Origin of the sequence: Bradyrhizobium sp. AZCC 2262 (genome assembly GCF_036924535.1) — a bacterium.
Lineage (GTDB): Bacteria > Pseudomonadota > Alphaproteobacteria > Rhizobiales > Xanthobacteraceae > Bradyrhizobium.
In genome coordinates, this window is the sequence record NZ_JAZHRT010000001.1 from 4,412,464 (window position 1) to 4,433,911 (window position 21,448).

The window sequence follows — 21,448 nt, forward strand, 5'->3', positions numbered from 1 at the left end:
GTGTGACACCGGTGCTGCGGTGCGGCGATCGTCCACACCCATGGCGACCGTCACGCGTCCGTCATGACACTGTCATCAAGCGCATCGAAGACGAGCGCGCATCCCCTCGACCTTCCCCTGTTGCTGATGGACGCGCAGATGGCCGGCAAAATGCTTTCCACCGAAACGACGATCGACCCCAGCGCATCTGTGCGGGAGAGCAAGCTCGGCGCCTACACCGAGGTCGGGGCTCGCACCATTCTGCTCGAGGTCACGATGGCCGATTACTCCTACGTCGTGAACGACGCGCAGATCACCTACACCACGATCGGAAAATTCTGTTCGGTCGCGGCCATGACGCGGATCAATCCGGGCAATCATCCGATGCACCGGGCCTCACAGGCGCATTTCACCTATCGCGCCAGCAGTTATTTTCCGGGCGAGAGCGATGATGCCGACTTCTTTGCATGGCGGCGCGAGCATCATGTCCGCATCGGCCATGACGTCTGGATCGGCCACGGCGCGGTCATTCTGCCCGGCCGCTCGATCGGCACCGGCGCCGTGGTCGCTGCCGGCGCGATCGTGACCAAGGACGTTCCCGCCTACACGATCGTGGGCGGTAACCCGGCGCGGCCACTCAAGCGGCGGTTTCCCGAATCCATCGCCGGCCGGCTCGCGCAGCTCGCATGGTGGGACTGGGACCATGAGACGCTTCGCCGCGCCCTGCCCGATTTCCGCAAGCTCGATGTCGAGGGCTTTCTCGAAAAATACGAATCGGCCGAAGTATCCGGCTATCCGCAATTCAACCAGAGTGCCGCATCGTGACCGAATCGTTCATCGAAGGTGGCCGGGCCCTGCTCGGCAACGAAATCGTCGAGACCTCGCTGCGGATCGCCGGCCGCGAGATCGTCGCCATGGGTACGGACAACAACCACAGCTCGCCCGGCATCGATGCCGTCGGCTTGCTGGTTCTGCCGGGCATTGTCGACCTGCATGGCGATGCCTTCGAGCGGCAGATGATGCCGCGCCCCGGCGTCGATTTTCCGATCGATGTGGCGCTCGTTGACAGCGACCGGCAGGCGGTCAGCAACGGGATCACGACCGTCTATCATGCCACGACCTGGTCGTGGGAGCCCGGCCTGCGCGGCGCCGACAATGCCAGGCGCTTGCTGGAAGCAATCGAGCAGTTGCGGCCGCAACTCGCCGCCGACACCCGCTTCCATTTGCGCCACGAAACCTACAATCTCGACGCGGAAAGCGAAATAATCGACTGGCTGTCGGAAGGACGCGTCGACCTGTTCGCGTTCAACGACCACATTGACTCGACCGTCGCCAACCTCGCCAAGCCACAGAGGCGCAGCCGAATGGTTGAGCGCACGGGTCTCACGAACGAGGCGTTCGATCGCCTGGTGGAAAGTGTGGTCTCCCGCAGCCACGACGTACCGGCGTCGATCAGCCGGCTGGCGCAAGCGGCGCGCGCGGCTGATGTCCGGATGCTCTCGCATGACGACGAGAGCCCGGCGATGCGACAGGCCTTTCGTGCGCAGGGTGTTGCCATCGCCGAATTTCCGGTCAACGAGGAAACCACCCGGGAGGCAGCCGAAGCCGGCGACTTCATCGTGTTCGGCGCACCCAATGTCGTGCGCGGCGGCAGCCACACCGGCTGGACCAAGGCCTCCGACATGATCGCCAAGGGCCTGTGTTCGGTGCTGGCGTCAGACTATTACTATCCGGCGCCGCTGCTGGCGGCCTTCCGGCTCGCAGCCGACGGGGTGCTGCCGCTGGCCGAGGCGTGGCAATTGATCTCGTCAGCGCCAGCGCGCGCTGCCGGCCTCGCCGATCGTGGCCTGCTCGCCGCGGGACAGCGGGCCGACATCATTCTCGTCGATGACACGGTGCCGTTGCGCCCGCGGGTCGTCGCGGTCATTGCAGCGGGACGTCTCGTGCATCTGACGGAGGCGAATCGCCTCGTCCATTCGTCCACAGCATCACGCAAGGCAGTTGCAGCCGCGTAAGGCGGCCCTATTCTGGCGCAATGGCAAATTACCCCCGTTACGCAATCTATTACACCGCCGCGGCGGGCAGCGCGCTCGACCGGTTCGGCGCGACCCTGCTCGGCTACGATGCCCATGGCGGCGACGACGTGCCTTTTCCGGATGGCATGATTCAGACAATTCCGGACTGGCGCGATCTGACGCATGACCCGCGCAAATACGGCTTTCACGCCACGCTGAAGGCGCCGATGGCGCTGGCTGACGGCAAGGCCGCGACACAGCTTGCCGCGGCATGCGAGTTGTTCGCCGATCTCGCCCGGCCTGTGCCGGTAATCCAGCCGGTCGTCGATTCGATCAGCGGATTCATCGCGGTGATTCCGGCCGAACCATCGGCAGAACTCGAACTGCTCGCCGCCGAAGCGACCAAGGCATTCGATCCGTTCCGTGCCCCCATTAGCCCGGAAGATCGCGCACGGCGCAATCCCGACAAGCTGACGCCGCAGCAGCGCGACTATCTCGACCGCTGGGGCTACCCTTACGTCTTCGAAGAGTTTCGCTTCCACATGACGCTGACGGGACGGCTTCCCGCAGAACGGCGCGAGCCGGTTGTAGCGATGCTGCGCGAGAGGTTTGCGGCAACGGGCATCGGGCCGCTCGCGATCGACGCGATTGCCCTATGCCGCCAGGACAATCCGAATTCGCGGTTTCGGATCATTGGCCGCTGGCCACTGCAGGTATGACGGGCCGGCGGGCCAGACTCAAAATCGCGAAAACAACCCCATGCAAAGTAGAATGGGACACGAATTGGTCCGTCGTCACGGCCCAACCTGATTTCATCCTGCCCTAGAGCGGGATGAATTTAGGTTGAGGCGTATCCCGCGTTTTCGAAGTAGTTGGCACATTCGTTTGGCATGAAGGCTGTGAGCGCCTGACCGATTGCGGCCCAGACGGCCTCGACGGTTCGTGCGGCGGCTTTGCGCAGCAGGTGCTTGAGCTTGGCGAAGACCTGCTCGATAGGATTCAGATCGGGTGAATATTTCGGCAGAAAGAAGAGCTTTGCGCCAACCGAGCGGATGAGAGCTCGCACGGCTTTACCTTTGTGGCTGCCGAGATTGTCCATGATGACGATGTCACCGGGCTGCAGGGTCGGGAGGAGAACTTTCTCGACGTAAATTGTGAAGCTCTCACCGTCGATCGGGCCATCGAGAACCCATGGTGCTTCGATCCGATCGTAGCGCAATGCGGCCAGGAAGGTTGTGGTCTTCCAGTGGCCGTGCGGGACTTTGGCTGTGAGCCTGGTGCCGCACGGCGCCCAGCCCCGCAAGGTGGCCATGTTGGTCTTGGTCCAGGTCTCGTCGATGAAGACCAGGCGCTCAGGATCGATCTGGCCCTGATACTTCTGCCATTGCGCGCCGGCGGGCGACGTCAGGACGGTCGCGTTCGCTGGCGACCACGGTTTTTTTTGAAGCTTAGATTCTCGGCGTGGACGAACTCCCACACCGACCGATAGTCGACCTTCAGCCCACGCTCGGCAAGTTCGGCCACCAGTCCGCGCAAGGTGAAGTCCCTTGCCTTGGTGCGCTCCAGCAACCAATCACGGTACTTTCCCGAAATCTTCTTCGGCTTGTGCCCACCCATCTGGCCCGGCGCAACGCTGCCGGTCTCTCGGAAGCGCCGGACCCAGAGAATGGCCGTGTTGACGCCCACCCCAAATTGCGCCGCCGCCCGGTGGCAAGACAGACCACCCGGATCGACTGCCGCAACCACCCGCTCACGAAGATCCATCGAATAAGGTTTGCCCATCCATGCTGACCTCCTCCAGCCAGCATGTTGAATCAGAGCCGCACCGATTTGGGAATCCCAAATCGAATCAACCTAACCTCATACCGCTCTAGCGCCGCTGGTTGTAGACGTCGAGGCAGACGGCACCGAGCAGCACCAGCCCCTTGATCACCTGCTGGTAGTCGATGCCGATGCCGAGAATGGACATGCCGTTGTTCATGACCCCCATGATCATGGCCCCGATCACCGCGCCGCCGACCCGGCCGACGCCGCCATAGGCGGACGCGCCGCCGATAAAGCAGGCCGCGATGACGTCGAGCTCGAAGCCGGCGCCGGCCTTCGGCGTCGCGGTATTGAGCCGCGCGGCGAACACGAGGCCGGCGAGCGCCGCCAGCACCCCCATGTTGACGAAGGTCAGAAACGTCAGCCGCTCGGTCTTGATGCCGGACAGGCTCGCAGCCCTGGCGTTGCCGCCGATGGCATAGATATGACGGCCGATCACGGTGCGGGTGGTGACGAAGCCATAGAGCGCGATCAGCGCGGTCATGATCACCAGCACGTTGGGCAGGCCGCGATGCGAGGCGATCAGGCCGGCGAAGAACACGATCGCGGCGAACAGCACCGCGCTCTTGGCGACGAAGAAGCCAAACGGCTCGACCTCGATGCCGTGCGAGGCCTGCCGCGCCCGGCTCTTGGCGCTGGTATAGACCAGGGCCACCGCCAAGACGGCCCCGATCAACAACGAGGTGGGATAGAGCGTGCCGGCGCTGGGAAACAATTCGGGGATGAAGCCCGAGGACAGTTTCTGGAAGGTCGGCGGAAACGGTCCGACCGACTGTCCCTGCAGGATGGCGAGCGCCAGTCCCTTGAACACCAGCATGCCGGCCAGCGTCACGATAAAGGACGGTATCTTGAAATAGGCGACCCAGTAGCCCTGCGCGGCGCCGATCAGGGCGCCAACCAGCAGGCAAACGACGAAGGCCAGCGGATAGGCAATGTGATAGCGCACCATCAGCACCGCCGCGACGGCGCCGACAAAGCCCGCGACCGAGCCCACGGACAGGTCGATATGGCCGGTGACAATGATCAGCAGCATGCCGAGCGCCATGATCACGATGTAGCTGTTCTGCAGCACCAGATTGGTCAGGTTCAGCGGCTGCAGCAGCGTACCGTCGGTCATGACCTGGAAGAACAGCATGATCGCAAACAGCGACAGCAGCATGCCGTAGTTGCGCAGATTGTTCTTGATGAAGCCGGCGTGCCCGGGCAGCGCAACCGCCTTGTCGGTCATGGCCGCAAATCTCCCTGAAGTACCTTCTTGTCCATTTGCTTGTTGCGCATGATGGCGCGCATGATCCTTTCCTGGGTGGCCTCGGCGGCGGTGAATTCTCCGACGAAGGCGCCGTCATTCATCACGCAGATGCGGTCGCAGACGCCGAGCAGTTCCGGCATTTCCGACGAGATCATCACCACCCCCTTGCCGGCCTCGGCAAGCTCGTTGATGATACAGTAGATTTCGTATTTTGCCCCGACATCGATGCCGCGCGTAGGCTCGTCGAGGAATAATACTTTCGGATCGGTCATCAGCCATTTCGACAGCACCACCTTCTGCTGGTTGCCGCCGGAGAGCTGGCCGGTCTCCTGATAGACGTCGGAACAGCGGATCCGCATCCGGTTGCGGTAATCGCTCGCAACGCGCAATTCGGACATGTCGTCGATCATGCCCTGCCGCGCCACGCGGCCGAGACTTGCCAGCGTGATGTTCTTGCGGACGTCGCTGTCCAGGATCAGGCCGAGTTGCTTGCGATCCTCGGTGACGTAAGCGAGGCCGGCATCGATCGCCGTCGCCACGCTCGACAGGTTGACTTCCCTTCCATCGAGCCAGACGCGGCCGCTGATCCGGTCTCCCCAGGCGCGACCGAACAGGCTCATGGCGAATTCGGTGCGGCCGGCGCCCATCAGGCCGGCGATTCCGACCACTTCGCCGCGCCGGACCTCAAAATTCACGCCCTTGATGACACGGCGTTCCCTGTGCTGCGGATGATGCACCGTCCAGTCCTGCACAGCGAAGACAGGTTCGCCGATCGTGGCTGTGCGTTGCGGAAAGCGGTGGGCAAGGTCGCGATCGACCATGCTGCGGATGATTCGGTCCTCTTCCACCGGCTCGGTCCGGCAATCGATGCTGTCAACGGTGCGGCCATCGCGCAGCACCGTGATCCGGTCGGCGACGCGGGCGACCTCCGACAATTTGTGCGAGATCAGGATCGAGGCGATGCCCTGGGCGCGGAATGAAAGCAGGCGATCCAGCAGTGCCGCGCTGTCATTCTCGTTCAGGCTGGCGGTCGGCTCGTCGAGAATCAGCAATCGCACCCTCTTGGACAAGGCCTTGGCGATCTCGACCAATTGCTGCTTGCCGACGCCAAGGTCCGTCACCAGCGTATCGGGCATCTCGGTAAGGCCGACCTGGGCGAGCAGTTCCTGGGTCCGGCAGTAGACCGTGTCGCGGTCGATCACGCCAAGACGCGAGGGCGGATGAGACAGAAAAATGTTCTCCGCGATCGACATCAGCGGAATCAGCGCCAGCTCCTGATGGATGATGATGATGCCCAGCGCCTCGGAATCATTGACGTCGCGAAAGCGCCGCTCCTCGCCGTCGAAGATGATGCTGCCTTCGTAGTCGCCGAAGGGATAGACGCCGCTGAGAACCTTCATCAGGGTCGACTTGCCGGCGCCGTTCTCGCCGACCAGCGCATGGATCTGCCCCGCCTCCACCGTGAAGTTGACGTCGCGCAGGGCCTGAACCCCAGAAAAGCTCTTGCTTACGCCGCGCATTTCGAGAATTGCGGTCATTGCGCCATCACGTCCATTGTCCGTCAACCCAATCGTACACCCGACAGGCAGCGGCGCCGGCGTTCGCCGGCGCCGCCGCCATTTGCCTCAGTCGAACTGCGAACGCTTGTAGTAGCCGCTGTCGATCAGCACCTTCTCCCAGTTGCTCTTGTCGACGACGACGGGCTTCAGGAGATAGGACGGCACCACCTTGACACCGTTGTTGTAGGTCTTGGTGTCGTTGACGGTCACTTCCTTGCCGCTGAGCGAGGCATCCACCATGTCGGCGGTGACGCGCGCGAGATCGCGGGTATCCTTGAAGATGGTCGAGTACTGTTCGCCGCGTTGCATCGACTTGATCGACGGCACTTCGGCATCCTGGCCGGAGACGACAGGCATCGCCATGTTGCCGCTGCCATAGCCGACACCTTTCAGCGACGAAAGAATGCCGATGGAGAGGCCGTCATAGGGAGAGAGCACGGCATCGACCCGCTTGCGGCCATAGAACGCGCTCAGCAGATTGTCCATCCGCGCCTGGGCGGTGGCGCCGTCCCAGCGGAGCGTCGAGACCTTGTCCATGCCCTTCTGGCCGCTGCCGATCACCAGCTTGCCGCTGTCGATATAGGGCTGCAGCACCGACATCGAGCCGTTGTAGAAGAAATAGGCATTGTTATCGTCCGGCGAGCCGCCGAACAATTCGATGTTGAAGGGCCCCTTGCCTTCCTTCAGCCCGAGCCTCTGCTCGATCGACTGCGCCTGCAGCACGCCGACCTGGAAATTGTCGAAGGTGGCGTAATAGTCGACATTGGGCGTGTCGCGGATCAACCGGTCATAGGCGATCACCGTGATCCCCTTGGCCTTGGCCTGCTTCAGCACGTCCGACAGCGTGGTGCCGTCGATCGCCGCGATCACCAGCACCTTGGCGCCCTTGGTCACCATGTTCTCGACCTGCGAGAGCTGGTTCGGAATGTCGTCCTCGGCATATTGCAGGTCGGTGCCGTAGCCGCGCTCCTTCAGGATTTTCACGATGTTGTTGCCATCGTCGATCCACCGCGCCGAGGACTTTGTCGGCATGGCGATGCCGACCGTTCCCTTGCCCTGGGCGAAAGCGCCGGTCACCGCCGTTGCGGCCATGGTTGCTGCCAGCGCAAGGGCCGACAATGTGGTCTTCAGACTAGTCATGCTTCACTCCCTTTGATCATCGAGGATCTATGGTTCCTGGATCGTCAGACCGCTGAATGCGGCTCTTGAAACTCCGTCGCTCCTGCGCGTTTGGCTGCCGCGCCTCGTCTTCCTCCATCAATCCGTTGCAAGTCTTACGTCTGGTTCGGGGCGACCACGCGCAGCGACATCGAGCACGAAGGTGCGGCCATGATCGGGATCGGCGCGCTTCGCGTCATCGCCCATGTCCTGCCAGGCCGACGTGACGAGCAGGCGCGAGAAATCCTGCCCGACGAAGGCGGGGCAGCTCGACTGCCGCGCCGGGACGCGGAGCGTGCGCAGATGCTCGCCTTGCGGACTGTAGACATCAATGCAGCCACCGCCCCAGCGCGCATTCCAGATCAGCCCCTCGGCATCGACCACCGCACCGTCAATGCCGCCGCCGCCCCGCCGGGTGACCAGCACAACCGGCGCGCCGCGCGGCAGGCCGGTCGCCGCATCGAGATCGACCCGGAACAGCGTATTCTTCCCGGTGTCCGCGAAATAGCCGATAGTCCCATCCGGCGAGAAACAGATCGCGTTCGGAATCGTGACGCCGTCATACAGGCGCGATAGCTCCCCGCGATGCAGCGCATAGATGGCGCCCAGCCCCTGCTCGGCCTGCCGGCCCATGGTGCCGATCCAGAACGTGCCGGACGGATGAACCCGGGCATCGTTCGAACGCGTTGCGGCATTGTCGGCTTCGAGCTGATGGTACAGGGTCATCCGCCCATCAGCCGCATCGCGGACATAGAGACCGTCATCGGCAACGAGGAGCTGGCGATGCGCGTCGATCCGGGCCAGCGCACTGCCCATCACGTCGAGCGAATGGATGGTGATCCGCCCGGTGTCGAGCCGCGCTTCGAACAGCCGGCGTTCGACAATGTCGAACCACCAGGCCGTATCGGTAGCGGGGTCGTAGGTCGGGCCCTCACCAAGATGGCACCGCTCGCCACAGAGAACGGTGGTCGGCACCTCTTCCATCCTGTGACCACCGATCATCGCCCGGCTCCCTCGGGCGACTCTACCGCGGATTGTGTCTCGATTGCGCCGTGGATCACATGCGTGAAGCGGTACAGCGTGGTGTGGCGATAGACTTCGCCCGGGGCAAGCCGTGCGGTCGGGAAGTCGGGCCGGTTGGGCGTATCGGGCCACGCGTGCGGTTCGAGGCACATGGCGTCGGACTGCCGATAGAGGCGGCCGCCCTTTCCGGCGGTGGAGCCGTCGAGAAAATTTCCGGAATAAACCTGCAGTCCGGGCTGGTTGGTGAACAGCTCGAGCACGCGGCCGGACGTAGGCTCAGCCAGCCGTGCGGCAAGGCGAGGCTCAAGGCTCGGCGGCGCAAGGCAGAAATTATGGTCATAGCCGCGGCCAACCCGGAGCTGCGGATGGTCGTTACGAATCCGCGCACCGATCACGACGCCTGCCCGAAAGTCGAATGGCGTATCGGCTACCGCGCAGGGCGGCTGCGGCAGCGGGATTGCGCCGGCATCGACGGCGAGGAAATGATCCGCCGCCACGGTGAGGTGATGGTCGAGAATGCTGCGGCCCGAGCGTGCGCCGGCCAGGTTGAAAAAGCTGTGGTTGTTAAGGTTGACCACGGTAGGACGGTCCGTGCGCGCCGACATATCGAGCGACAGCTCCATCGGCCCGGTCAGGCGCCAGGTCACCTCCACTTCCAGCGTGCCGGGATAGCCCTCCTCGCCATCGGCGCTCGTATACGCAAGCGTCACGGCCGGATGATCTCCATCCTCGATCGCGACAATCCGCCAGTTGCGGCGATCGAAACCTTCCAACCCGCCATGCAAGGCATTGGCTCCGTTATTCGCCGCGAGTTGCACCTCGGTGCCGTCGAGCGTGAAGCGCGCGCCGGCGATGCGGTTGGCATAGCGCCCGACGGTTGCGCCGAAGAACTGCCGCCGGGCGAGGTATCCCTCGAACGCGTCATGACCAAGCACGATGTCGTCGCGGTGTCCGGTCGCATCCGGCACCAGCAATGCCTGCAGCGATGCGCCATAGGTGATGATGCGGGCTTCCAGGCCGCCGGCCGCATGCAAGACGATGCGCTCGACCTCGCTGCCATCCGGCAGCACACCGAAGCGGGAACGCGTCACGCGGGGGACAGATGGCGTATTCATGTCTTGTCCTCGAATGGCTCGACCGTACGGCGTCGCCCCAGCAGGAACGCGTCGGCGACGAGTTGAAGCGGGGCGAGATCGACGTCGGTCTCGCCGGTTGTGGCGAGTTCGCGGAAGCGGCGATAGAGCCCGGCATATTCGGCGTCCGGGGCATCGACGAGTTGCTTGCCCCCTGCCCGCAACCTCGCCCCGCCCATGGAGAGCGTGACCGAGCCGCCGTCGGTGTCGAGATCAATGTCCCAGCTTTGCGGTCCGGTCTGGAGGAAGTCGAATTCGGCTGTGATCTTCAGTCCCTGAGCGTCGGTAAGCGCAAGGTTGGCGGCAATCGGCGCGTCGCGATTGGCGGGGAATGCGAGGTCGGCCGACGTCACAAACAATGGCTGCGGCAGAATGCGCGTCAGGATCGACAGCGCGTTGATGCCGGGGTCGAATACGCCGAGCCCGCCCGGCTCAAAGATCCAAGCCTGCCCCGGATGCCAGACCCGCACGTCTTCCTTCCAGGTAATTTTGACTGATATGACCTTCCGGCCGGCGAGCAATTGCCGCGACGGCTCGACGGCAGGTGCGAACCGCGAGTGCCACGTGGCGAATAGCGTACGTTGCGCGGCCCGCGCCGCGGTCACGAGCGGCGTGATTTCAGCTACCGTGGCTCCCGGCGGCTTTTCCAGCATCACGTGCTTGCCGGCGGCAAGCGCCATCGCCGCCTGCGCGTGACGAACCTGCGGCGGAGTGCACAGCGCCACCGCATCGATCGGCGGGCCGTCGCGCAATAATTCATCGAGCGTTGCCGCATGCGGTACGCCGGGAAGCGAGGCATTGCGGCTGGCGACGGCAACGAGCTCCACACCGTCGGTTGCAGCAATCGCCGGCACATGCTGGTCGCGCGCGATCTTGCCGAAGCCAACGATGGCGACACGAAGCGGGCTCATGATGGCTCTCCAGATCGGACTGCCGCTGACGTCGCAGGCACAACGCCGGACGATGCCGAAGTTCCCCCCTCGTGACGGCGCAATCCATTGTGGATCACCTCGGCCATGGCGGCGGAGGCGGTTTCGGCATCGCCGCTCTCGATCGCATCGACAATGCGCTGGTGCCACAACAGCACCGTCTCGCGGTCCTGGGTCTCGACCGGCGCGCTGAGCAGGAACGAGGCGCGCAGTGCCGCCTCGATGACGTTGCCGATCGAACGCATGAACAAATTGCCGGAGGCGTTGGCGACGGCCAGATGCAAGGCGAGATCGCCGTCGGCAAAACCAACGGAGTCGGAAGCCTCGCGCCGCATCCGCTCCATGCTCCGATGGAGTTCGGCGATGTCGGCCTCCGAACGCCGGGCTGACGCGAGCGCGGCGGCGCGCGGCTCGACGGCGAGCCGGATTTCGGCGAGATCGTTGAGAAAGCGCCGATCGATGCCGGCATCGAGATGCCAGGCCAGCACGTCGGCGTCGAACATGTTCCAGGCGCCGCGCTCGCGCACCACGGTGCCGACCCGCGCCTTGGTGGTGAGCAGACCCTTGGCCACCAGAGTCTTGACGCTCTCGCGCAACACGGGCCGCGATACGCCGAACATCGCCGTGAGTTCGGCGTCGCCCGGCAGGCGGCCGCCTTCGGCGTAACGGCCGGCGATGATGTCGACGCCAATGCTGCGGGCGACCTCGGCGTGGTTGGAATGCGCGCGCCGCGTCGGGATGACGACAAGCCGGGACGTCATGATTTCTGGACTCCTGCCTTACGAGGGCCGGCGCGGCGGGCGATGCCCAGCATGGCCTGCTGCAGGGCGATGAAAGCGAAAAGAAGAACACCGGTCACGATCTTGGTCCACCAGCTCGACAGGGTTCCATCGAAATTGATGTAGGTCTGGATCAGGCCCTGAATCAGCACGCCGAGCAACGTGCCGACCACCGACCCCTGCCCGCCGGTCAGCAAGGTGCCGCCGATCACCACGGCCGCAATGGAATCGAGTTCGACGCCGACGGCGGAAAGCGAGTAGCCCGCCGCAGTGTAGAAGGAGAACACAATGCCGGCGAGGCCGGCAAGGACGCTCGACAGCATGTAGATGCGCACCGTCATGGATCCGACCGGTATGCCCATCAGAGCCGTGGTCGTGCGGCTGCCGCCGAGCGCATAGACATTGGCCCCGAAGCGGGTGAAATGCAGCAGCACGGCACCTGCCGCAACCACCGCAAGCATGATGAGGGCGATGGCGGTGATCCGGCCTCCCCCGGGCAGCCGCAGTGCGAAATCCGACACCGTCGAATAGAGCGGCGCAGTGATCGGCGTCGATTCCGTCGACATCAGGAAACTGGCGCCGCGGGCGAGGAACATCCCCGCCAGCGTGACGATGAAAGGCGGCATGTCGAAGACATGGATGATGGCGCCCATGGCCGCGCCAAAGGCGGCGCACAATAGCAGGATCGCGACAAAGGCGACCAGCGGCGGCACGCCGAGACGCTCGATCGCCAGCGCGACGAACACGGTGGTGAAGCCGATCACCGAGCCGACCGACAGGTCGATCCCGCCGGAAATGATCACAAACGTCATGCCGGTGGCGACGATGCCGAGAAAGGCGTTGTCGGTCAGCAGATTTGCGGCCACCCGGGTGGAAGCGAAATTGGGAAACTGCGCCGTGCAGAGCGCAAATCCGACGACGAATACCATGGCCGTGATCGCGACCGGCGGCAGACCCCTCATTGGCGGGCCCTTCCCAGCACGGCCCCGGCATTGGCGAAGCGCGGCGACTGCAGCAGCAGGACGATCAGCACCACAGCCGCCTTCACCACGAGATTGAACTCCGGCGGATAGCCCGACAGCAGAATGCCGGTGTTCATGGCCTGGATGATCAGGGCGCCGACCATCGCCAGCACCAGGCTGAAACGCCCGCCGAACAGCGAGGTGCCGCCGATCACCACCGCCAGGATCGCGTCGAGCTCGAGCCAGAGCCCGGCATTGTTGGCATCCGCGCCCATGATGTCTGCAGCGGCGATGACACCCGCGAGCGCCGCGCACAGGCCGCACCACACATAGACCGCAAGGATCATGGCGCGGGTACCGATCCCGGCCAGTTCGCTCGCCCTCGCGTTGCCGCCGGTCGCCTCGATCAAGAGCCCAAGCGCAGAGCCTCGGACCACCGCACCGGTGACGATCAACATGCCGAGCGCGACCGCCACCGGCGCCGGCACGCCGAGTACGGCGCCGTTGCCGAGCCAGACCAGGTCGGGAGCGGTGAAGGTGACGATGCGGCCCTCGGTAATGAGCTGCGCGACGCCCCGGCCAGCCACCATCAGGATCAGGGTGGCGACGATCGGCTGGATGCCGAGCACCGCAACGAGAAAGCCGTTCCAGAGCCCGCATAGCAGCCCGGCGCCGAGGGCTGCGGCGAGCGCCAGCGGCAGGCCGTGGGCGTCGGCAAGGCTCGCGGCGATTGCGCCTGATATCGCCATCACCGCCCCCACCGACAGGTCGATGCCCCGCGTCGCGATGACCAGCACCATGCCCAAGGCAAGCAGCGCGACCGGCGCGCCGCGGTTCAGGACATCGATCAGGCTGCCGAACAGCCGGCCGTCCTGCATCCGCAAATCGAAGAATTGCGGCGAAACGGCGCGGTCGACCGCGAGGATCACCAGCAAGGCGATGATCTGGGCAAGGCCACGACTTTGCAGCAGTCTTTGCAGCAGGCTTTGCAACAGTCCTGGCATCATGGCTGTCCGGCTTCCGCACTGGCAGTGCCGGCGACAGCGATCGCTGCCAGAATATTGGAGACGTCGATGGCTTCCCCTTCCAGTTCATCGATGTGGCTGCGATCGCGCAGCACGATCACACGGTCCGAATAGGTCACGATCTCGTCGAGTTCGGAAGAAATCACCAGCAGCGCCAGGCCGTCGTCGCACAATTCGCGGATCAGGCGGATGATCTCGGCATGGGCACCGACATCGATGCCGCGGGTCGGCTCGTCCAGCACCAGGACGCGCGGCGCGGTGGCGAGCCAGCGGGCGAGCAGCACCTTCTGCTGGTTGCCACCGGATAATAGACCGATCGGCCGTTCCGGCTCCGGCGGGCGGATGTCGAGCAGCCTGATGAAACGCATCGCAATCTCTTCCTGCTCGGAGCGCGACAGCGGTTTTGCGAGGCCGCGCTTGGCCTGCAGCGCCAGCACGATGTTTTCGCGCACGGTGAGATCGGCAATGATGCCCTCGGTCTTGCGCTCTTCGGGGCAATAGCCGAAGCCATGGGCGACGGCATCACGCGGCGATTGCAGCCGGACCGGCCTGCCGTCGACCATGGCACTGCCGCTGTCGGCACGCTCGGCGCCAAACACCAGCCGCGCAGTTTCGGTGCGCCCCGAGCCGAGCAGGCCGGCGAGACCAACCACCTCGCCGCGGCGAAGCGCGAGATCGAACGGCGCGACATAGCCGGCCTTGCCATAGTTTTCGAAGCGCGCGCAAGTCTCGCCCGCCGGCCGCACCTGCGCCGCCGCGCGCTCGCTGGTCGTTTCGGCGAGTTCGCGGCCAAGCATCATGCGGATCAATTCGATCCGCGGCAGTTCGGCGGTGGTCCGCTCGCCGATCAGCCGGCCGTTGCGCAAAACCGTGATGCGGTCGCAGATCTCATAGACCTGATCGAGAAAATGCGTGACGAAGAGGACGCCGATGCCGCGCAGCGCGAGCTTGCGCATCACCGCGAACAGAATCTCGACCTCGTGACGATCGAGGCTCGCGGTCGGTTCGTCGAGGATCAACACGCGGGCCGACTGGTCGACGGCGCGGGCGATCGCGGTGATGTGCTGCACCGCGACCGAATAGTTTCCGAGCGGCTCGGCGACGTCGATATGCAGATCGAACTCCGCAAGCAGCGCGGCGGCGCAGCGGCGCATCTCGGCCTCGCGCACCAGGCCGAACCGCGTCGGCTGCCTGCCGAGATAGAGGTTTTGCGCGACCGACAGGTTTTGCAGCAGATTGACCTCCTGATAGACGGTCGCAATCCCCGCATCGACCGCCGCCTTGGCCGAGCGCGGCGCGACCTCGGCGCCGCCGAGCCGGACGATGCCGGCATCGCGCGGGAACACGCCGGTCACCGCCTTGATCAAGGTGGACTTGCCCGCGCCGTTCTCGCCGAGCAGCGCGTGGATTTCACCGGCCCGCAAGGTGAAATCCACCTCCTGCAGGGCCCGCAGCGTGCCAAAACTCTTGCTTAAGGCCCGCACTTCAAGCAGAGCGGGGCCAGGGTCGGAACTTGCATTCATGCCGGCATCACTCCTACCGACGTTCGCATCAAGCGCGAACGCCCGGCATGTTCGCCTCATGTGGCGGATTCGTCGAGAAGGCTTTCGCCGCCGGGCCGGGGCTGGCTTGAGACCCGGCGGCGTGGCACCGGCCGGTCAGTAGCCGAGGCCCTTCTTGCTGTCGTAGATCTTCTGCGGGTCGTCGGCGGCCGTGTAGAGCTTCGATTCCGTCTGGATCCACTTCGACGGCACCGTTCCCTTCGCCTTGAAGGCCATGATGGCGTCCAGCGCCGGACCTGCCATGTTCGGCGTCAGCTCCACGGTGGCGTTGGCCTCGCCGGCCGCGATCGCCTTGAAGATGTCGGGCACCGCATCGATCGACACCGTCAGGACGTCCTTGCCCGGCTTGAGGCCGGCCTCCTTCATCGCCTGGATCGCGCCGACCATCATGTCGTCGTTGTGGGCGTAGACCGCGCAAATCGTCTTGCCGCCGCCTTCGGCCTTGATGAAGCTTTCCATCACCTCCTTGCCCTTGGCGCGGGTGAAGTCGCCGGTCTGGCTGCGCACCACCTTGAGGTTGGCGTTCTTGGCGACCACGCTGTCAAAGCCCTTCTTGCGGTTGGTCGCGACGCTCGCACCGACCGTGCCCTGCAGTTCGACGACATTGCACGCCTTGCCGCTCACCGCCTTCGCCAGCCATTCGCCGGCGACGGCACCTTCGTGCACGCTGTCCGAGGTGACGGCGGTGAGATAAAGCTCCTTGCCCGACGGATCGATGTCGCGATCGAGCAGCACGACCGGAATCTTGGCTTCCTTGGCCTCCTTCAACACCGCATCCCAGCCGCTCGACACGACAGGCGCGAGGAAGATGGCGTCGACGCCTTGCGCGATGAACGAACGGATCGCCTTGATCTGGTTCTCCTGCTTCTGCTGGGCGTCGGCGATCTTGAGCGTGACCTTGCGCTTGGCGGCCTCCGATTTGGAGACCGAGGTCTCCGCCGCCCGCCAGCCGGATTCGGATCCGATCTGGGAAAAGCCGACGGTAAGCTCAGCGGCTGTTGCGGGAAGCGAAAGGGTGATGGCGACCAGCGCGGTGGCCGCAAGGAGGGCTTTGGAGGTCATGAAGCGCATTCTCCCAACTGTTGTTCAGGGTGCCTGCATGCCCGAATTCGGTATCAAGGCACCTTAAAGCTGTCCATTGATGGCAGCGCGCGGAATATTTCACGGAAGATCTGATCTGACTAGTAATATTATTTGACTATTTAGTTCCAAGCGAGCGCCACCAACCAGGCTAGGATTACTTCCCCATATAGTCGGATGCCGACCCTTATCCGCCGGTCTGTTGTCCGAAGGCCGCTTGATCAGGCGCGCGGTTGGACCTTGATTGCCTCGATCATGCCGCGCGGCTACGCGTTGTCTGATGCCGCCCGTGAAGCAAGGATTCGACATGCAGCCCGTCACCGCGAAACCGCTCTACATCCGCATGCACGCTGACGATAACGTCGCGATCGTCGCAAACCGCGGAGGTCTGCACCCGGGCGCTGAGTTCGCGTGCGGCTTGCGACTGGTCGAGCAGATCCCGCAAGGCCACAAGGTTGCGCTTGCCGATATCGCAGCGGGCGAAGCCATTCGCCGCTACGGCGAGGTCATCGGCCATGCCGCGGCGCCGATCGCCACGGGTGGTTGGGTTAAGGAATCGCTGGTGCAAATGCCCGACGCGCCGTCATTCGACAATCTGCCGCAGCCGAACGGCGGCGCGATCCGCCTGCCGCCGCTGGAAGGCTATACATTCGAAGGCTATCGCAATGCCGACGGTTCGGTCGGCACCCGCAAACATTCTCGCGATCTCGACCAGCGTGCAATGCGTCGCCGGTACCGTCGAGTTCGCGCTGGATCGGATTCGCAAGGAGCTATTGCCCAGATATCCCAATGTCGATGACGTGGTGGCGGTCACGCATGCCTATGGCTGCGGAGTCGCAATCAACGCTCCCGGCGCGGCCGTCCCGATCCGTACGCTGCAGAACCTGGTCCGCAATCCCAATTTCGGTGGCGAGGTGATGATCGTTGGGCTCGGTTGCGAGAAGCTGCAACCTGAATTGCTGCTGCCCGAGGGCATGAGCGCCGACGACGAAATCATGCGCATGCAGGACGAAGGCCTGACCGGCTTTGGCGAAATCGTCGAGGATATCGTGCAGATGGCCGACGCGCGCTTGCAGATATTGAACCGGCGCCGCCGCGAGACCTGCCCGGCGTCAGCGCTGGTGGTCGGCATGCAGTGCGGCGGCAGCGATGCGTTCTCGGGCGTGACCGCCAATCCGGCGCTGGGTTTTGCTGCGGATCTCCTGGTGCGCGCCGGCGCTACCGTGATGTTCTCCGAAGTCACGGAAGTACGCGACGCCATCCATCTCCTGACGCCGCGCGCGGCGAACCAGGACGTTGCGGACGCGCTGGTGCGCGAGATGGCCTGGTATGACCGCTATCTCGCCGGCGGCGAAGCCGACCGCAGCGCCAACACCACGCCGGGCAACAAGAAGGGCGGCCTCTCCAACATCGTCGAGAAGGCGATGGGTTCGGTCATCAAGTCAGGCACCAGCCCGATCGCAGGCGTGCTCGCGCCGGGTGAGCGGGTAAGCCAGAAAGGGCTGATTTTTGCGGCAACGCCAGCCAGCGATTTTGTCTGTGGCACGCTGCAATTGGCCTCAGGCATGACGCTGCACGTCTTCACTACCGGGCGCGGCACGCCCTACGGGCTTGCCGCCGTGCCGGTCATCAAGGTCTCGACGCGCAGCGAACTGAAGCAACGCTGGCACGATCTGATCGACGTCGATGCCGGCAGCATCGCAACCGGCGATGCAACGATCGAGGACGTCGGCTGGGAACTCTTCCGTCTCATGCTTGACGTGGCGAGCGGCCGCGAGACCTGGGCCGAACACTGGAAGCTGACCAACTCGCTTGCGCTGTTCAATCCGGGCCCGGTGACATAACGACGGCCCGGTGCTCACCGTCGTGAGGCTGCCAGCACCGGAGCCCGCCGATACACGGCTAGGCCGCGACCAGCCTTTCGATGTGCGGTATCGGATGCGACGTTAATTCCTTCGGAATCTCACCCACGATCTTGTCTGTAACCTCGGCATGAAATGCCTTGCGCAGATTGCCGAGGACCTTCGCCGGCGCGATGACGACGAGCTTGTCGAAGCGATTGTCGTGGGCATGACGGTAGAGCGCTTCTGCGATCTCTGCGGCAAAGCGCTCCTTTGCGATGTAATGCCAGTCGACCTCCTCTACCGCGCTTCGTGCCGTACCGACGCTTGCAACGGAGCGCCCCGGACGATCGGTGCCCTGCTCGCGCGTTGCCGGATTGTCCTGCTCCAGGATCTGCTCGACTTCGAGCTTGACCTGGTGCGCGGTGCCTTTGTTGCGCAGAAAGAGCGCCTTTTGGCCGTCGCCGATCAGAACGAGTGCATTGTGGGAGATGATGGGGATAGATTCATTTGTCATTGCTTGGTGCCTCCATATCGGCCCAACGCATGAATCGCCGCGTAGTTGCCTCTGCGACGCCGCCGTCCAGGCTACCAACCACGATCGGCACCGACTGCTCCCCCAGCATGCGGATGGAACTCCAGCCTTGCCTTCCCCGCGTCGGAACCAAAGCGGATGCGATGCTTTGAGCCAGGAGGGCAGTATTCGAATGAGGAGGAACTTATGAGGAAGATCGCAATCGGCCTGCTGGCCGGCGCGGGCGCACTCCTGACCGGCAGCGCAAATGCGTCCGACATCTACACCACGAGCGAATATACCAACTCCGACCTGATACAGCAGGTTCGCATGGTCTGCGACGAAAACGGACGCTGCTATCGCACCCGCGGCGAAAGCCGCGTGATCGTCCGCGATTCATACGCCTATCAGCCGCGCGAGCGATATATCGAGCAGCGACGCTACCGCGACTACGATGAGCCGCGAGCCGGCGTCGGTATCCGTGCGCCCGGCGTGAGTGTGGGCGTCGGCGTCGACAGCGATCGTTGGTAAACGGATCAGGAGATCGTCGGCGAGAGACTTCGGCTCAGTCTGAAGTCTCTCCGCCGGAGTTGGGAATATTTCATTTCCCCGCGGGAACGGCGGTCGGCGCTGCCTGTTAGCCGGTGAAGCAACGGCCAACCGGAGAGCCTCACATGAAAGTTTCCGACGTGATGACCGCTGAGGTTCAACTCTGCACGCCCGATGACACGTTAAAGGACGCCGCGCAGGCCATGGCGGCGCTCGGCGTCGGGTTGCTGCCGGTAGCCGACAATGAGCGACTGGTCGGCATGATCTCGGACCGCGACATCGCGATCCGCGGTATCGGCATGGGCCGAGGTCCCGAGGGACGGGTCGGCGACGCGATGACGGCCGAGGTCAGGTATTGCTACGAAGATCAGGAACTCGACGAGGTGAGCGCGATCATGGGCGACCTCCAGGTCCGTCGCCTGCCGGTGCTCAATCGCGACAAGCGTCTCGTCGGCATCATTGCGCTCGGCGACATCGCGCTGGTCCAAAGCGGCAACGGCACGGGCGTGGCGTTGAGCGGAATTTCACGTCCCGGCGGGCAGCATGCACAATTCTAGCCGTGAGTATTGCGCTAGCCGTGAGTATTGCGCGCCCGCATCATCACGCACGAACTGAAGCGAATGCCGGCGCCCGCAGACAACGGCATTCGCGCTAGCGTGCAGCGGCCACCGGACCGTAGTTATTTTTTGGCGCCGGTCCCGGCATTGTCCATGCTGGAAGAACTGCCAGCCTTCATTTTGCCGGTGGAGGTTCCGGTCGTCGTGCCCTTTTTCATATTCGTGTGCTTGGCAGTGCTTTTGGTCGCGCCGGGGCCAACGTTGCCTTCGCTTGAAGCGCCGGGGGGCCGGCTGAGCTTGTGCAAATACGCTCCCGGTCGACAGCAACAGGGCGCATGCGCAAGCCAGGATAGTTTTCTTCATGAGGGAACTCCCTTGGTTAAAGTGACTCTTCAACGAGCACCCGCACAAAGGGTTCCGACGCAAACGAGTGAACGGCCATCAGGCCGAAGCGAGTACCGGATGTAGGGACCGCTGCCGCCTGAATTGCTGATAGGCCGCGATTGCCTTGTTGGCCAGCATCAACCGCCGTCGCTCGCCGCGGCGCACCATCAACTCTATCGTGTCGTTGAGAAAGCGGCCGGCCAGCATCGAATCGCCCAACTCCCCCGTAAGCGCGAGGTAGTCCCAGGCGATTTCAATCGAACTTTCTATCAGCAGCGGCAGCGGTTCCGTCATGTCTACGTCCAACCATTTTTGCAACCATTTTTGGGAGAACGTCCGGCGGCAATCTCTGTTCCTGATTGGGCCTGCCGGCGGAAATGCGGGTTTGCAGCGGAATCTTCACGGCCCTCCCGCGACGGCGCCCACGATCACCATCGCCAGATCGTCCAGATCGATCTTCGTTGACGACAAGGTCGTCGGCATTGGCGATGCTAAGCGACTGCGGTTCATTCGCTGCTTGCCGTTTCAGCTCTGCGACAATCGCTTCCTTCAGTTTCTCCTTAAGCGGCGGCGGCCACCTGCCCCATCCACAGCAATTACGGTTCCTAGGTTCGGAACCGAACAGACAGACGATGATCCCGCTCCTATTTTTTTCGGATGGACAAGAAAAAGGCCGAAGTCCGGCCCAAGCAGGATTTGCAACTCGAGGCGCTGGCTGCGCTGGAACAAGCGCGATCCATGCCCCATGGCCCTGCGCGAAGCGAGGCGCTGAAGCGCGCTGGTATTCTCCAGAACGCCGCTGACATGCAGGGATTACTGTTCGCCAAACGCGGGCGTCCTCCGAAGACCTGATCCACAGCGGACTGCTGGAACGGGTCGCAACGTTGCCATTCGATTCCTATCCCCGAGCGAGCGGCAGAGATTCAACTCAACATAAAGTGGAGGCGAAATTCCTCGTGCGCCAAAATGGAAGCTGGCCAGATTGCCATAAACAAGATCGTGATAGGTGACGCAGGCCACATTCGCGCGTGACCGTTGGCCTTAATGCGGTGGTGCAAGCCACACGGCATATCGAACCAACGGAGTTTTCCATGAAGCGTCTGTTGATTTCCGGATTCGTGGCAGTCGCCCTGCTCGCTGTCGCAACCACATATCGCTCGCATTCAATCATTTCGGCCGAACGTTCTACCGTCACCACCGGCGTGGCATTGTCGAAGAAATCTCCGGCCGCTGCCGGCGTAACCAGGCTTCCCATCGAGGAATTCGAGGATATGTCGCTGGTCTATTCGACCCCTGTGAAGCATTGACGGAGCTGGATTAACCGCC

The 21,448-nt window shown here is 63.6% G+C and carries 21 protein-coding genes and 2 pseudogenes; 8 read left to right on the plus strand and 15 right to left on the minus strand.

Annotated elements, in window-relative coordinates:
• Positions 1-138: 138 nt before the first annotated feature.
• From V1283_RS21095 to V1283_RS21105, 3 genes are read left to right on the plus strand one after another with little or no spacing between them, the layout of a single operon-like run.
• Complete coding sequence (locus tag V1283_RS21095; RefSeq protein ID WP_334393124.1) at positions 139-804, plus strand: transferase hexapeptide repeat family protein; 666 nt, start codon at positions 139-141, stop codon at positions 802-804.
• Complete coding sequence (locus V1283_RS21100; protein ID WP_334388358.1) at positions 801-1,994, plus strand: alpha-D-ribose 1-methylphosphonate 5-triphosphate diphosphatase; 1,194 nt, start codon at positions 801-803, stop codon at positions 1,992-1,994. The genes V1283_RS21095 and V1283_RS21100 overlap by 4 nt, the downstream gene beginning before the upstream one ends.
• A 20-nt stretch (positions 1,995-2,014) precedes the next feature.
• A complete protein-coding gene (locus tag V1283_RS21105) occupies positions 2,015-2,713 on the plus strand; it encodes a DUF1045 domain-containing protein (protein WP_334388360.1) in 699 nt (232 codons plus the stop codon).
• 119 nt (positions 2,714-2,832) lie between these two features.
• Here the strand turns inward: V1283_RS21105 and V1283_RS21110 are convergent.
• The 12 genes and pseudogenes from V1283_RS21110 to ytfQ form a co-directional block, all read right to left on the minus strand.
• A pseudogene (locus V1283_RS21110) lies at positions 2,833-3,776 on the minus strand (IS630 family transposase).
• 88 nt (positions 3,777-3,864) lie between these two features.
• Entirely contained in the window at positions 3,865-5,046 is a 1,182-nt protein-coding gene (mmsB, locus tag V1283_RS21115) for a multiple monosaccharide ABC transporter permease (RefSeq protein ID WP_334388361.1), read from the minus strand.
• Positions 5,043-6,605, minus strand: a complete 1,563-nt coding sequence (gene mmsA / locus V1283_RS21120; protein WP_334388362.1) for a multiple monosaccharide ABC transporter ATP-binding protein — start codon at positions 6,603-6,605, stop codon at positions 5,043-5,045. Before mmsA ends, mmsB begins: the two co-directional genes overlap by 4 nt.
• Before the next feature lie 87 nt (positions 6,606-6,692).
• Positions 6,693-7,766 (minus strand): multiple monosaccharide ABC transporter substrate-binding protein, encoded by a 1,074-nt coding sequence (chvE, locus tag V1283_RS21125; RefSeq protein WP_334388363.1) that lies wholly within the window; start codon positions 7,764-7,766, stop codon positions 6,693-6,695.
• A 117-nt stretch (positions 7,767-7,883) separates the two neighbouring features.
• A complete protein-coding gene (locus V1283_RS21130; protein ID WP_334393125.1) occupies positions 7,884-8,768 on the minus strand; it encodes an SMP-30/gluconolactonase/LRE family protein in 885 nt (294 codons plus the stop codon).
• A gap of 14 nt (positions 8,769-8,782) precedes the next feature.
• Positions 8,783-9,922 carry an aldose epimerase family protein gene (locus V1283_RS21135; protein ID WP_334388364.1) on the minus strand — a complete coding sequence of 380 codons (1,140 nt, stop codon included), beginning with the start codon at positions 9,920-9,922 and terminating at the stop codon, positions 8,783-8,785.
• Positions 9,919-10,851 (minus strand): Gfo/Idh/MocA family protein, encoded by a 933-nt coding sequence (locus V1283_RS21140; protein WP_334388365.1) that lies wholly within the window; start codon positions 10,849-10,851, stop codon positions 9,919-9,921. The genes V1283_RS21135 and V1283_RS21140 overlap by 4 nt, the downstream gene beginning before the upstream one ends.
• Positions 10,848-11,630: a FadR/GntR family transcriptional regulator gene (locus V1283_RS21145; protein ID WP_334388366.1), complete on the minus strand. Its 783-nt coding sequence runs from the start codon at positions 11,628-11,630 to the stop codon at positions 10,848-10,850. The genes V1283_RS21140 and V1283_RS21145 overlap by 4 nt, the downstream gene beginning before the upstream one ends.
• On the minus strand, positions 11,627-12,610 hold the full coding sequence (gene yjfF / locus V1283_RS21150) for a galactofuranose ABC transporter, permease protein YjfF (protein WP_334388367.1): 984 nt from the start codon (positions 12,608-12,610) through the stop codon (positions 11,627-11,629). Before yjfF ends, V1283_RS21145 begins: the two co-directional genes overlap by 4 nt.
• Entirely contained in the window at positions 12,607-13,614 is a 1,008-nt protein-coding gene (locus V1283_RS21155; protein ID WP_334388369.1) for an ABC transporter permease, read from the minus strand. Before V1283_RS21155 ends, yjfF begins: the two co-directional genes overlap by 4 nt.
• Positions 13,614-15,158, minus strand: coding sequence for a sugar ABC transporter ATP-binding protein (locus tag V1283_RS21160; RefSeq protein WP_334388370.1), 1,545 nt, complete (start codon positions 15,156-15,158; stop codon positions 13,614-13,616). The genes V1283_RS21155 and V1283_RS21160 overlap by 1 nt, the downstream gene beginning before the upstream one ends.
• Before the next feature lie 135 nt (positions 15,159-15,293).
• On the minus strand, positions 15,294-16,259 hold the full coding sequence (gene ytfQ / locus V1283_RS21165) for a galactofuranose ABC transporter, galactofuranose-binding protein YtfQ (RefSeq protein WP_334388371.1): 966 nt from the start codon (positions 16,257-16,259) through the stop codon (positions 15,294-15,296).
• Between the two features lie 325 nt (positions 16,260-16,584).
• Between ytfQ and garD the strand changes: the two are divergent.
• A pseudogene (garD, locus tag V1283_RS21170) lies at positions 16,585-18,121 on the plus strand (galactarate dehydratase).
• Positions 18,122-18,179: 58 nt separating this feature from the next.
• Here the strand turns inward: garD and V1283_RS21175 are convergent.
• Positions 18,180-18,635, minus strand: a complete 456-nt coding sequence (locus V1283_RS21175) for a host attachment family protein (RefSeq protein WP_334388372.1) — start codon at positions 18,633-18,635, stop codon at positions 18,180-18,182.
• A gap of 204 nt (positions 18,636-18,839) precedes the next feature.
• Between V1283_RS21175 and V1283_RS21180 the strand changes: the two genes are divergently transcribed.
• Together V1283_RS21180 and V1283_RS21185 are read left to right on the plus strand one after the other, a co-directional pair.
• The gene (locus V1283_RS21180; protein ID WP_334388373.1) at positions 18,840-19,163 is read left to right on the plus strand and encodes a hypothetical protein; all 324 of its coding nucleotides are present in this window, start codon (positions 18,840-18,842) and stop codon (positions 19,161-19,163) included.
• A gap of 143 nt (positions 19,164-19,306) precedes the next feature.
• On the plus strand, positions 19,307-19,738 hold the full coding sequence (locus V1283_RS21185) for a CBS domain-containing protein (RefSeq protein ID WP_334388374.1): 432 nt from the start codon (positions 19,307-19,309) through the stop codon (positions 19,736-19,738).
• 122 nt (positions 19,739-19,860) lie between these two features.
• Here the strand turns inward: V1283_RS21185 and V1283_RS21190 are convergent, their stop codons facing one another.
• Together V1283_RS21190 and V1283_RS21195 are read right to left on the minus strand one after the other, a co-directional pair.
• A complete protein-coding gene (locus tag V1283_RS21190) occupies positions 19,861-20,043 on the minus strand; it encodes a hypothetical protein (RefSeq protein WP_334388375.1) in 183 nt (60 codons plus the stop codon).
• 136 nt (positions 20,044-20,179) lie between these two features.
• Positions 20,180-20,416, minus strand: a complete 237-nt coding sequence (locus V1283_RS21195; protein ID WP_334388376.1) for a hypothetical protein — start codon at positions 20,414-20,416, stop codon at positions 20,180-20,182.
• 363 nt (positions 20,417-20,779) lie between these two features.
• On the opposite strand from V1283_RS21195, the gene V1283_RS21200 reads away from it, so the two are divergent.
• Together V1283_RS21200 and V1283_RS21205 are read left to right on the plus strand one after the other, a co-directional pair.
• Positions 20,780-20,974, plus strand: a complete 195-nt coding sequence (locus tag V1283_RS21200) for a hypothetical protein (RefSeq protein WP_334388377.1) — start codon at positions 20,780-20,782, stop codon at positions 20,972-20,974.
• A gap of 239 nt (positions 20,975-21,213) precedes the next feature.
• Complete coding sequence (locus V1283_RS21205) at positions 21,214-21,429, plus strand: hypothetical protein (RefSeq protein WP_334388379.1); 216 nt, start codon at positions 21,214-21,216, stop codon at positions 21,427-21,429.
• Positions 21,430-21,448 lie beyond the last annotated feature (19 nt).